We start from the raw sequence: 11,887 nt of genomic DNA, 5'->3' as shown, positions 1-11,887 counted from the left end.
GGCAGGATATGATCGTTCCCACGCTCTGCGTGGGAATGCCTCAATGGACGCTCCGCGTCCGCTTTGGCAGTGACGCGGAGCGTCACCGGCTGCATTCCCACGCAGAGCGTGGGAACGATCAGATTGGGGGTTACAACACCGAAGCCGTTTCCGGCAGTTTCGGCTGGCGGTACAGGTCCAGCAGCACCTGATCCAGCACCGAGGAGGCGCCAAACGGTGCCTTGTCGTTGAGGATCGCCACGACCGCCCAGGTATTGCCATTGATGTCGCGGCTGTAACCGGAGATCGCGCGCACGGTGTTCAGAGTGCCGGTCTTCACGTGGGCTTCACCGGCCATCGCCGTACGTTTCAGACGTTTGCGCATGGTGCCGTCGGTGCCGGCGATCGGCATCGAGCTGATGAATTCGGCGGAATACGGGCTGCGCCAGGCGGCCTGCAACATTGCAGCCATCTCACGAGCACTCACTCGCTCGGCACGGGACAGACCGGAGCCGTTCTCCATTACCAGATGCGGCGCAGTGATGCCTTTCCTTGCCAGCCACTGACGCACCACGCGCTGAGCCGCCTTGGCATCGTCACCGTCGGCATCAGTGCGGAATTTCTGGCCCAGGCTCAGGAACAACTGCTGAGCCATGGTGTTGTTACTGTATTTGTTGATGTCGCGAATGATTTCCGCCAGGTCTGGCGAATAGGCCCGGGCCAGCACCTTGGCATTGCTCGGCGTCGGTGCCAGACGATCCTGGCCCTGGATGCTGCCACCCAATTCTTTCCAGATCGCCCGCACAGCGCCGGCGGTGTAGGTCGCGTGATCGAGCAGCGACAGGTAGGTCTGGGAGCTGCAACCTTCGCCCAACTGGCCGCCAACGGTCACGGTGACGCTGCCATCAGCCTGGGGCACCGGGTTGTAGCGCACGCCACCGGTGCATTGCTTGGAGTTGAGCGCCTTGACCTGATTGTCGATGCGGATGCTGGCAATCGGCGGCTCGACCGACACCAGGACCTTGCCCGAATCATTGCGGGCCACGAAGCGCAGGGCCTTGAGGTTGACCAGCAGCGCGTCCGGTTTGACCAGGAACGGTTTGTTCTCGTCATTGCCGTCATCGTTGAATTCGGGCAGTTGCGGTTGCACGAAGAAATTGCGGTCCAGCACCAGGTCGCCGGTGACTTGCGTCACGCCGTTGGCGCGCAAATCGCGCATCAGCAGCCAGAGTTTTTCCATGTTCAGCTTCGGATCGCCGCCACCCTTGAGGTAGAGGTTGCCGTTGAGGATGCCACCGCTGAGGGTGCCATCGGTGTAGAACTCGGTTTTCCACTGGTGGTTCGGGCCGAGCATTTCCAGCGCGGCGTACGTGGTCACCAGCTTCATGGTCGAGGCCGGGTTAACCGAAACATCAGCGTTATGAATGGTAGGGGTGCCCGGGCCGTTGAGCGGGATCATCACCAGCGACAAGGCACTGTCCTGCAGTTTGCTGGCTTTGAGGGCCTTTTCGACATTGGGCGACAGCGCGGTGTTGATCGAAGCGGCGGAAACGGGGAGGGCCAGGGGCAGAAGAAGACTGGCCAGCAGCAATGGACGCAAAGATTTGATCATCTGAAATAAAACCCTACAGCCGAGGGGAAAAAAGACGAGGGCATGGAAATAAATTCCCTCAGCGGTCATGAAAGTGTCGGCATTATGCCCCAAGGTGCAACAGCTTGTGCCGTACCCTGGTCTGCTAATCCGCTATTTTTTTACCGACGGTAGGCGTAGCGCCGTTCTGAGGCGGGCAATCGGCGCTTGAAACTGCTAAAGTGCGGCCCGTTATTACTTATGAGGATTGTTCCAATGGCGACTAACCGTTCCCAGCGTCTGCGCAAAAAACTGTGCGTCGATGAATTTCAAGAGCTGGGTTTCGAACTGAACCTGGATTTCAAAGAAGATTTGGCTGATGAAGCCATTGATGCTTTCCTCGACGCGTTCCTGAAAGAAGCCATGGAAGCCAACGGTCTGGGCTATGTTGGCGGCGACGACTTTGGTCTGGTGTGCCTGCAGAAGCGTGGCTCGGTCTCCGAAGAGCAGCGTGCCGCTGTTGAAGCCTGGCTCAAGGGCCGCAGCGAACTGACCGAAGCAACCGTCAGCCCGCTGATCGACGTCTGGTACCCGGAAAAGCCGATCAATCCGGTAGCTTGATGTTCTAAAAAACGGCGACCCAAGGGTCGCCGTTTTTTTATGCGTGCTTTTTGTAGGAGCGAGGCTTGCCCGCGAAGGCGTTGTGTCAGTCGATATCAATGTTGAATGACAGTACGCCTTCGCGGGCAAGCCTCGCTCCTACAGGGCCTTGCGCCAATTCAAAATCACCAGCGTCAACACCCCCGCCACAATCCCCCAAAACGCCGAACCGATGGAAAACAGCGTCAGCCCCGACGCCGTGACCATAAAGGTAATCAGCGCCGCTTCCCGTTCCTGCACTTGCGCCATGGCAATGCTCAAGCCATTGATGATTGAGCCGAACAGCGCCAGCGCGGCAATCGACAGCACCAGTTCTTTAGGCAATGCGGCAAACAACGCCGCCAGCGTCGCGCCGAACACTCCGGCAATCCCGTAGAAAATCCCGCACCAGACGGCGGCCGTGTAGCGCTTGTTGCGATCTTCATGAGCATGCGGCCCAGTGCAGATCGCCGCGCTGATGGCGGCCAGGTTGATCCCGTGGGAGCCGAACGGCGCCAGCAGCAACGAGGCAATGCCGGTGGTGGTGATCAGTGGCGAGGCCGGCACGTTGTAGCCGTCGGCGCGCAATACGGCGATGCCCGGCATGTTCTGCGAGGTCATCGCCACCACGAACAGCGGAATGCCGATGCTGATGGTCGCGGCCAGGGAAAAATGCGGCGTGGTCCAGACCGGCGTCGCGACTTCCAGGTGAAAGCCACTGAAATCCAGCAGCCCCATGAACCCCGACAATGCGGTGCCGATCAACAGCGCGGCGAGCACGGCGTAGCGGGGCGACAGGCGTTTGACCACCAGATACGTGAAGAACATCCCCAGCACCAGCGCAGTGCGGTGCTGGGCGGCGACGAAAATCTCGCTGCCGATCTTGAACAGAATTCCCGCCAGCAATGCCGCCGCCAATGAGGCCGGAATCTTTTTCACCAACCGTTCGAAACTGCCGGTCAGGCCGCAAATGGTCACCAGCACTGCGCAAGTGATGTAGGCGCCGATAGCCTCGCCGTAGCTGACACCGCCCAGGCTGGTGATCAGCAACGCCGCGCCGGGGGTCGACCAGGCGATGGTGATCGGCGTGCGATAGCGCAGGGACAAGCCGATCGAGCACACCGCCATGCCAATGGAGATCGCCCAGATCCACGACGAAATCTGCCCGCTGGTCAGCCCCGCCGCTTGCCCGGCCTGGAACATTAGCACCAATGAGCTGGTGTAGCCGGTCATCATGGCGATGAACCCGGCGACGATGGCCGAGGGGGACGTGTCAGTCAGAGGGCGAAGCTGCGTGTGCGTGGCGTCGGTCATGACAGCGGTGTTCCTTATACCTATGAAAATATCCGAACCAACGATGAACCCTGTAGGAGCGAGGCTTGCCCGCGAAGGCGTCGTGTCAGTCGATATCAATGCTGAATGACACGACGCCTTCGCGGGCAAGCCTCGCTCCTACAGGGGATCGCGTTTGAGCCACGGATTCTGCGTTCAAGCCTAAACTGAAAAGTAACCGGTCGTTGCAATACAGCGGGGGCGACAAACAGCCGTACAGTCGTGTTGCCACCTTCCATTGTGTACAATCGCGGTGTTTTTTACGCGATACTTGCCAGCGACCCACTGTGCCGTATTACAGTCACGGTCAATTCGCCGCAGTTCTCCGACTCGAGTGCCCATGAACGAACAGTTGCAACCCCTCAAGAAACAACCGCGAGCAGGCAAAGCCGGCCGCAGCGGTACCCAGGACGATATTGTCTACGCGCATATCTTCGAGGCCATCCTCGAACAGCGTCTGGCGCCCGGCACCAAGTTGAGCGAAGAAGCGCTGGGGGAAATTTTCGGGGTCAGCCGAACCATCATTCGCCGCGCGCTGTCGCGTCTGGCCCATGAAGGCGTGGTGTTGCTGCGACCGAATCGCGGTGCTGTCGTTGCCAGCCCGAGTGTCGAAGAGGCCCGTCAGGTGTTTCTGGCGCGGCGTCTGGTGGAGCGGGCGATCACTGAATTGGCGGTTCAGCACGCCACCGCCGAGCAACTGCTTGAACTGCGGCAGATGGTCAACGACGAGCGCGACAGTTTTTCCCGTGGCGATCGCGGTGCCGGTATCCGTCTGTCCGGCGAGTTCCACTTGAAACTGGCCGAAGCGGCAAAAAACGCGCCGCTGATCAGCTTCCAGCGCAGCCTGGTGTCCCAGACTTCGTTGATCATCGCCCAGTACGAGAGTGGCAACCGTTCCCACTGTTCCTACGATGAACACACCCAGTTGATCGACGCGATCGAAGCGCGGGACGCGACGCTGGCGGTGGACCTGATGATGCATCACATGGACCACATCGACAGCAAACTCAACCTCGACGAAGAAAGTGCGTCGGATGATTTGCATGCGGTGTTTTCGCATTTGTTGCAGACCAAGAAGCCTGGGCGGCCAGTCGCGAAACTCTGATGGACCGAGGTGCGGCCTTCGCGGGCAAGCCTCGCTCCTACAGGTTTTGTGTCGTTCACATTATTGTGATCCACCACCCATCTGTAGGAGCGAGGCTTGCCCGCGAAGGCGGCCTCAAAGACACAAAAAATCCCCCGGAACCAACGATTGCGGGGGATATTTCATGCCCGGAAAATCTTAGCGCTGGTGCACCAGATTCCCCCCCGCATACGTCTGCAACACCGTTCGGTCATCTCCCAGCGTCATCAATACAAACAACGTCTCGGCAATGTTATTGGCCTGCTTCAGGCGATAGCCGAGCAGTGGCGTGGCGTTGTAGTCCAGCACCAGGAAGTCCGCGTCGCTGCCTGGTTGCAGGGTACCGATCTTGTCTTCCAGGCGAAGGGCGCGGGCGCCACCGAGGGTGGCCAGGTATAGCGATTTGAACGGGCTCAGCCGCGCGCCTTGCAGTTGCATGACTTTGTAGGCTTCGTTCAGGGTTTGCAGCAGCGAGAAACTGGTGCCGCCACCGACGTCGGTACCGAGGCCGACATTGAGTTTGTGTTTCTCGGCCATCGGCAGATTGAACAGACCGCTGCCAAGGAACAGGTTTGAGGTCGGGCAGAATGCAATCGCCGAACCCGTCTGCGCCAGTCGCGCACATTCGTCGTCGCACAGGTGAACGCCGTGAGCGAACACCGAGCGCTCGCCGAGCAGTCGATAGTGATCGTAGACGTCCAGGTAGCCCTTGCGCTCCGGGAACAGCGCCTTGACCCACTCGACTTCCTTGAGGTTTTCGCTGATGTGGGTCTGCATGTACAGATCCGGATATTCGCTGAGTAACTGGCCAGCGAGGGTCAGTTGTTCCGGGGTGCTGGTCGGGGCGAAGCGCGGGGTGACCGCGTAGTGCAGACGACCCTTGCCATGCCAGCGCTCGATCAGCGCCTTGCTTTCGACGTAACTCGATTCGGCGGTGTCGGTCAGGTAGTCCGGCGCGTTGCGGTCCATCATTACCTTGCCGGCGATCATCCGCAGGTCCAGCTGTTCGGCGGCCTCGAAGAACGAGTTCACCGACTGCGGATGCACGCTGCCGAACACCAGCGCAGTGGTGGTGCCGTTGCGCAGCAACTCCTTGATGAAAATGTCCGCGACCTGGTCGGCGTGGGCCTTGTCGGCGAACTGGCTTTCGCATGGGAAGGTGTAAGTGTTGAGCCAGTCCAGCAGTTGCTCGCCGTAGGCGCCGACCATGCCGGTTTGCGGCAGGTGGATGTGGGTGTCGATAAAGCCCGGGGTGATCAGCGCGTCCTGATAATGCGTGATCTGGATATCGGCCGGCAGGGTCGGCAGCAATTCGCTGGCGTGGCCGATGGCACTGATCTGGCCGTTTTCGACCACCAGCAGGCCGTCTTCGAAATACTCGTACGAGGCTTCGATGCCCACTTCGGCGGGATCGGCGATGCTATGCAGGAGGGCAGCGCGGTAGGCTTTGCGAGTCAAAGGCATGGGATCTCTCAGTTTTCAGGCTTATCAATTGGAAGCTTGGCTGCGGCGTGAAGCAGGCAGCAGTTTGGCGATCGATGATCCGGCGCTGGCGGTGTGCTGGCCGAAATTCGCGTTATAGGTGGCGATGATTTCGCCGGCGATGGAGATAGCGATTTCCACAGGCAACTTGCCTTTGACTTCGCCGATGCCCATCGGGCAACGCATGCGTTGCAGCACGGTGTTGTCGAAGCCGCGGTCACGCAGGCGATGTTCGAACTTCACCCGTTTGGTCTTCGAGCCGATCAGGCCGAAGTAGGCGAAGTCGTTGCGCTTGAGGATCGCGGCGGTGAGTTCGAGGTCGAGTTGGTGGTTGTGGGTCATGACGATGCAGTAGCTGCCGGCGGGCAGGTCATCGACTTCGTCCAGCGGTTCTTCAGTGACGATTTTGCGCACGCCGTGGGGGATCTGTTCGGGGAACTCAGCTTCCCGCGAGTCGATCCAGCGTACCCGGCAGGGCAGGCTGGCGAGCAGCGGCACCAGCGCCCGACCGACGTGGCCGGCGCCGAACACCGCAATCTGCGCCTGGACCTGGCCCATCGGTTCGAACAGCAACACGGTCACGCCACCGCAGCACTGGCCCAGGCTGGCGCCGAGGCTGAAGCGCTCCAGATGGGTGTCCTGCCGGCCGCTGGCCAGCATCTCGCGACCGATCTGCATGGCCTTGTATTCCAGATGCCCGCCACCGATGGTGTCGAACGTTTGCGTGGCGCTGATGACCATCTTCGAGCCAGCATTGCGCGGCGTCGAGCCGAGCTCTTCGATGATGGTCACCAACACGCAGGGTTCGCCCCGGGTTTGCAGGTCGGCGAGGGCGTCGATCCAGTTGTACATGTTTTCACCCCTACAACATTGTTGTCTGTTCGGGCCTCTTCGCGGGCAAGCCTCGCTCCTACAGGATTGATAGCGGTCACACGATCACCGTAAACCTGTAGGAGCGAGGCTTGCCCGCGAAGGCCACGCCTCGGTCTAAAGCGAAGCCAACTCCGGCTCAGCCTCGGTAGCCTTCGCCACCTTCAACTGCCGCATCTGTTCACAGCCCCACAACACCCGCTCCGGGGTCGCCGGTGCGTCGATTTTCGGTTGATGCTGGTAGTCGCCCAGGCTCGCCACGGCGTCCTTGATCGCACACCACGCCGCAATGCCGAGCATGAACGGTGGCTCACCGACAGCCTTGGAATGGAACACCGTGTCTTCCGGGTTCTTGCGGTTTTCCACCAGCTTCACCCGCAGGTCCAAAGGCATGTCTGCCACCGCCGGGATCTTGTAGCTGGCCGGGCCGTTGGTCATCAGTTTGCCTTTGTTGTTCCACACCAGTTCTTCCATGGTCAGCCAACCCATGCCCTGGATGAAACCGCCCTCGACCTGACCGATGTCGATGGCCGGGTTCAGCGAGTCGCCGACATCGTGAAGGATGTCGGTGCGCAGCATCTTGTACTCGCCGGTCAGGGTGTCGACGATCACCTCGGCACAGGCCGCACCGAAGGCGTAGTAGTAGAACGGCCGACCACGGGCCTGACTGCGGTCGTAGTAGATTTTCGGGGTCTTGTAGAAGCCGGTGCTCGACAGCGACACCTGGGCGAAATACGCCTGCTGGATCAGCGATTCAAACGTCAGAATGTGATCGCGGACCCGTACATGACCGTTGTGGAATTCCACGTCTTCCTCGCTGACCTTGTATTGGCGCGCGGCGAATTCCACCAGGCGTTTCTTGATGATTTCAGCCGCGTTCTGCGCCGCTTTACCATTCAAGTCGGCACCACTGGAAGCCGCGGTCGGCGAGGTGTTCGGGACCTTGTCGGTGTTGGTCGCGGTGATCTGTACGCGGTCCATTTCCACCTGGAATACTTCAGCCACAACTTGCGCAACTTTGGTGTTCAGACCCTGGCCCATTTCGGTGCCACCATGGTTCAGATGGATGCTGCCGTCGGTGTAGATGTGGATCAGTGCGCCGGCCTGATTGAGGAAGCTGGCGGTGAAGGAAATACCGAATTTCACCGGAGTCAGCGCCAAGCCTTTTTTCAGGATCGGGCTGTTGGCGTTGTAGCGACGGATCGCTTCGCGGCGCTCGGCGTACTGGCTGCTTTCTTCCAGTTCGGCGGTCATTTCCTCGAGCATGTTGTGCTCGACGGTCTGGTAGTAATGGGTGATGTTGCGCTCGGTCTTGCCGTAGTAGTTTGCCTTGCGCACCGCTAGCGGATCGAGACCCAAATGGCGCGCGATGGCGTCCATCACTTCTTCGATGGCGACCATGCCTTGCGGGCCGCCGAAACCCCGGTAAGCGGTGTTCGACGCGGTGTTGGTCTTGCAACGGTGACCGTTGATGGTCGCATCGCCCAGGTAGTAAGAGTTGTCGGCATGGAACATCGCGCGGTCGACAATCGATGCCGACAAATCCGGTGAACAACCGCAGTTACCGGCCAGTTCCAGGGCAATGCCGTGCAGGCGACCGGTGCTGTCGAAGCCCACGTCGTACTCGACGTAAAACGGGTGACGCTTACCGGTCATCAGCATGTCTTCGACACGCGGCAGGCGCATTTTGGTCGGCTGACCGGTCAGGTGCGCAATCACCGCGCACAGGCACGCCGGGCTTGCCGCTTGAGTCTCCTTGCCGCCGAAACCACCGCCCATGCGGCGCATGTCGACGACGATCTTGTTCATCGACACGTCCAGCACTTCCGCCACCAGTTTCTGCACTTCGGTGGGGTTCTGGGTCGAGCAGTAAACGATCATGCCGCCGTCTTCGGTCGGCATCACCGAAGAGATCTGGGTTTCCAGATAAAAGTGTTCCTGGCCGCCGATGTGCAGCGTGCCTTGGATGCGATGCTCTGCAGTAGAAAGCGCAGTGGCTGAATCGCCACGCTGATGCGTATGACTGTCGAGCACAAAGTGGCGTTTGCGCAAGGCTTCGACCACGTCCAAAACCGGTTCCAGATCTTCGTATTCGATGATCGCGGCCATGGCCGCTTTGCGCGCGGTTTCCAGGTCTTTCGCCGCCACCGCCAATACCGGTTGACCGACGAACTGCACGTCATCAATGGCCAACAACGGATCGCCCGGCAACAGTGGGCCGATGTCTTTCAGGCCCGGCACATCTTCGTGGGTAATGGCGATGCGCACGCCTTCGAAGGCGTAGCAAGGCTTGGTGTCGATGCTGATGATTTTCGCGTGGGCGCGGTCCGACAGTCGTGCGTAAACGTGCAGCTGATTGGGGAATTCCAGCCGATCGTCGATGTACTGCGCTTCACCGGACACGTGCTTGTCGGCGCTGTCGTGCTTGACGCTGCGGCCGACTCCGGTGGTCAGGTCCTTGGCGAACAATTCAGCCAGTTCGGCTTGGGTCTTCTCTACAGCGTGATGATTAGACATAAGCGGTCACCCGAGTCTCGATGTGCGGTGTTTGCAGTTCGATGAAGTATTTACGCAGCAGATTCTGCGCGCTGAGCAGGCGGTATTCCTTGCTGGCGCGGAAGTCCGAAAGCGGGGTGAAATCTTCGGCCAATGCAGCGCAGGCGCGTTCGACGGTGGCGTTGTTGAACGGCGCGCCAACCAGCGCGGCTTCGCAGTGTTTGGCACGTTTTGGAATGGCTGCCATGCCGCCGAAAGCAACACGGGCGTCGGCGATCACGCCATTGTCGATACGCAGGTTGAACGCGGCACAAACGGCGGAAATGTCATCGTCCAGACGCTTCGAAACCTTGTAGGCGCGGAACAGTTGTTCGGCGCTGGCCCGTGGCACGATGATCTTTTCGATGAACTCGCTTTCCTGACGCGCGGTGACCCGGTAATCGATGAAGTAATCTTCCAGGGCCATGGTGCGGCGGGTTTCGCCTTTGCACAGGACGATCTGCGCGCCGAGGGCGATCAGCAGCGGTGGCGAGTCGCCGATTGGCGAGGCGTTGCCGATGTTGCCGCCCAAAGTGCCCTGGTTGCGGATCTGCAATGAGGCGAAGCGCTGCAGCAGTTCCCCGAAGTCCGGGTACTCGGCCTTCAAGGCGTCGTAACAGTCGGAGAGGGCGGTAGCGGCACCGATTTCCAGGCGATCGTCGAAGCGTTCGATGCGTTTCATTTCGGCGACGTTGCCGACGTAGATCATCACCGGCAAGGTACGGTGGAACTGCGTGACTTCCAGCGCCAGATCGGTGCCGCCGGCCAGCAGACGGGCCTGTGGATAAGCGTCGTAGAGGTCGGCCAGATCGGCCACGGTCAATGGCACCAGGCAGCGCTTGTCGCCACTGTTGAGTTCGCCGATGTCGGTGGGGGCGATGGCTTTCAGGCGAGCGATGGTGTCCGCTTCACGAGCATCGAATTGGTCGGGTTGTTTACCGCAGCAGGATTGCTCGGCTGCGGCCAGAATCGGCCGATAACCGGTGCAGCGGCAAAGGTTGCCGGCCAGCGCTTCGTGGGCTTTGTGAGAATCCGGTTGATCGCTGTTCTTTTGCAGCGCGAACAGCGACATCACGAAGCCGGGTGTGCAGAAACCGCATTGTGAGCCGTGGCACTCGACCATGGCTTTTTGCACGCTGTGCAGTTCGCCTTGGTGCTTGAGGTCTTCGACGCTGATCAGTTGCTTGCCGTGCAAGGAGGAGACGAACGTCAGGCACGAGTTGAGGCTGCGATAGCGAATGTGTTCGCGGCCCGAGTCGTCCGTCTGTAACTCGCCGACCACCACGGTGCAGGCACCACAGTCGCCGCTGGCGCAGCCTTCTTTGGTGCCGGGTTTGCCCACATGTTCGCGCAGGTAATTGAGCACGGTCAGGTTCGGGTCCAGGGCGTGCTCGCTACGGAGTTCCTGGTTTAGTAAAAACTGGATCACGGAAGGCCTCGCAAACTCATTATTGTTGTTAACCGACATGAGCCGAATTTATCAGGTCTGACTTTTCGGTCAATGATTTTCTGACTTAAAGGTCAGGAAATAGCATTTTGTCGATCAACGACTCGTTCCTTCATTATTGACCCTCACGGGATAGCTTGCCTTTTGCTTGAATCGTGCCAAAAACCGCTGGGTGGGCACTCCGCCATGACCCATCAATTGCGCTACACTGCGCCGCTTGTGCAGATCGAAGAGTTTGAAGGACAACCATGACGTTCAAGGCGCCGGACAGCCTCGCCGAGCAAATCGCTCACCACCTCGCCGAACGTATCATTCGTGGCGAAATGAAGCCGGGGGAGCGCATTCAGGAACAGAAGGTCACGCTGGCCCTTAATGTCAGCCGCGGTTCAGTCCGTGAGGCCTTGCTGATTCTCGAGCGCCGCCACTTGATCGCGATTTTGCCGCGACGTGGCGCCCACGTGACTGAACTCACGGCACACAAGGTGCAGAGCCTGTGCACGCTGATGAGCGAGCTATACATTCTGCTCGGCAACGCCGTGGCCAGCGGCTGGCAAGTCCAGACCGACATGGTGCCGTTTCTGCAGATCCAGCAGCGCCTGACCGACAGCTACGAACGCCAGGACATCCGCACGTTCGTCGACGACAGCTTCAGTGTGATGCGCGCCGCGTACCCGTTCGCCAACAACCCGTACTTGCAGGAAACTGTCGAGAATTTACAGCCGGCCATGAGCCGCGCGTATTTCCTCGCGCTGGATCAGCGCAAGGCCTCGATGAGTGAGTTCCTCGAGCTGTTCGAACGCTTGCTCGCTGCCGTGCTGGCGCGTGACCTTCCTCAGATTCGCGTGGTGCTGACGGCGTATGCCCAGCGCAGTTGCGATCTGGTGATTTCTGCCCTGACGGTCGCTTAAGC

The 11,887-nt window shown here is 59.8% G+C and carries 9 protein-coding genes; 3 read left to right on the top strand and 6 right to left on the bottom strand.

Annotated features, from left to right (window positions below; all coding sequences use genetic code 11):
* Nucleotides 1-130: 130 nt before the first annotated feature.
* Nucleotides 131-1,591: a D-alanyl-D-alanine carboxypeptidase/D-alanyl-D-alanine endopeptidase gene (dacB, locus tag NHU87_RS19350; protein WP_253551668.1), complete on the bottom strand. Its 1,461-nt coding sequence runs from the start codon at nucleotides 1,589-1,591 to the stop codon at nucleotides 131-133.
* Between the two features lie 234 nt (nucleotides 1,592-1,825).
* Here dacB and NHU87_RS19345 point away from each other — a divergent pair, with 234 nt between their 5' ends.
* On the top strand, nucleotides 1,826-2,170 hold the full coding sequence (locus tag NHU87_RS19345) for a YggL family protein (RefSeq protein WP_007896965.1): 345 nt from the start codon (nucleotides 1,826-1,828) through the stop codon (nucleotides 2,168-2,170).
* Nucleotides 2,171-2,308: 138 nt separating this feature from the next.
* Here NHU87_RS19345 and NHU87_RS19340 read toward each other — a convergent pair whose 3' ends face one another.
* Nucleotides 2,309-3,502 (bottom strand): benzoate/H(+) symporter BenE family transporter, encoded by a 1,194-nt coding sequence (locus NHU87_RS19340; protein ID WP_253551666.1) that lies wholly within the window; start codon nucleotides 3,500-3,502, stop codon nucleotides 2,309-2,311.
* 358 nt (nucleotides 3,503-3,860) lie between these two features.
* Here NHU87_RS19340 and NHU87_RS19335 point away from each other — a divergent pair, with 358 nt between their 5' ends.
* Complete coding sequence (locus NHU87_RS19335) at nucleotides 3,861-4,625, top strand: GntR family transcriptional regulator (protein ID WP_253551663.1); 765 nt, start codon at nucleotides 3,861-3,863, stop codon at nucleotides 4,623-4,625.
* A gap of 177 nt (nucleotides 4,626-4,802) precedes the next feature.
* Here the strand turns inward: NHU87_RS19335 and guaD are convergent, their stop codons facing one another.
* From guaD to xdhA, 4 genes are all read right to left on the bottom strand, one after another.
* Nucleotides 4,803-6,107, bottom strand: coding sequence for a guanine deaminase (gene guaD / locus NHU87_RS19330; protein ID WP_253551661.1), 1,305 nt, complete (start codon nucleotides 6,105-6,107; stop codon nucleotides 4,803-4,805).
* 24 nt (nucleotides 6,108-6,131) lie between these two features.
* A complete protein-coding gene (xdhC, locus tag NHU87_RS19325) occupies nucleotides 6,132-6,977 on the bottom strand; it encodes a xanthine dehydrogenase accessory protein XdhC (protein WP_253551659.1) in 846 nt (281 codons plus the stop codon).
* A 135-nt stretch (nucleotides 6,978-7,112) separates the two neighbouring features.
* Nucleotides 7,113-9,512, bottom strand: a complete 2,400-nt coding sequence (xdhB, locus tag NHU87_RS19320) for a xanthine dehydrogenase molybdopterin binding subunit (protein WP_253551657.1) — start codon at nucleotides 9,510-9,512, stop codon at nucleotides 7,113-7,115.
* A complete protein-coding gene (gene xdhA, locus NHU87_RS19315) occupies nucleotides 9,505-10,959 on the bottom strand; it encodes a xanthine dehydrogenase small subunit (RefSeq protein ID WP_253551655.1) in 1,455 nt (484 codons plus the stop codon). Before xdhA ends, xdhB begins: the two co-directional genes overlap by 8 nt.
* A gap of 266 nt (nucleotides 10,960-11,225) precedes the next feature.
* On the opposite strand from xdhA, the gene NHU87_RS19310 reads away from it, so the two are divergent.
* The gene (locus NHU87_RS19310; RefSeq protein WP_253551653.1) at nucleotides 11,226-11,885 is read left to right on the top strand and encodes a GntR family transcriptional regulator; all 660 of its coding nucleotides are present in this window, start codon (nucleotides 11,226-11,228) and stop codon (nucleotides 11,883-11,885) included.
* Nucleotides 11,886-11,887: the final 2 nt, after the last annotated feature.

The sequence above is a fragment of the Pseudomonas mandelii genome, from assembly GCF_024138395.1.
GTDB classification, from domain to species: Bacteria; Pseudomonadota; Gammaproteobacteria; order Pseudomonadales; family Pseudomonadaceae; genus Aquipseudomonas; species Aquipseudomonas mandelii_E.
Note: the sequence above shows the minus strand (reverse complement) of the source record. Positions and strands in the feature narration are given on the sequence as shown.

Coding starts and splice junctions, on each gene's coding strand:
- NHU87_RS19310 (WP_253551653.1), top strand. CDS start 11,226: ATGACGTTCAAGGCGCCGGACAGCCTCGCCGAGCAAATCGCTCACCAC.
- xdhC (WP_253551659.1), bottom strand. CDS start 6,977: ATGTACAACTGGATCGACGCCCTCGCCGACCTGCAAACCCGGGGCGAA.
- NHU87_RS19345 (WP_007896965.1), top strand. CDS start 1,826: ATGGCGACTAACCGTTCCCAGCGTCTGCGCAAAAAACTGTGCGTCGAT.
- NHU87_RS19335 (WP_253551663.1), top strand. CDS start 3,861: ATGAACGAACAGTTGCAACCCCTCAAGAAACAACCGCGAGCAGGCAAA.
- xdhB (WP_253551657.1), bottom strand. CDS start 9,512: ATGTCTAATCATCACGCTGTAGAGAAGACCCAAGCCGAACTGGCTGAA.
- guaD (WP_253551661.1), bottom strand. CDS start 6,107: ATGCCTTTGACTCGCAAAGCCTACCGCGCTGCCCTCCTGCATAGCATC.
- dacB (WP_253551668.1), bottom strand. CDS start 1,591: ATGATCAAATCTTTGCGTCCATTGCTGCTGGCCAGTCTTCTTCTGCCC.
- NHU87_RS19340 (WP_253551666.1), bottom strand. CDS start 3,502: ATGACCGACGCCACGCACACGCAGCTTCGCCCTCTGACTGACACGTCC.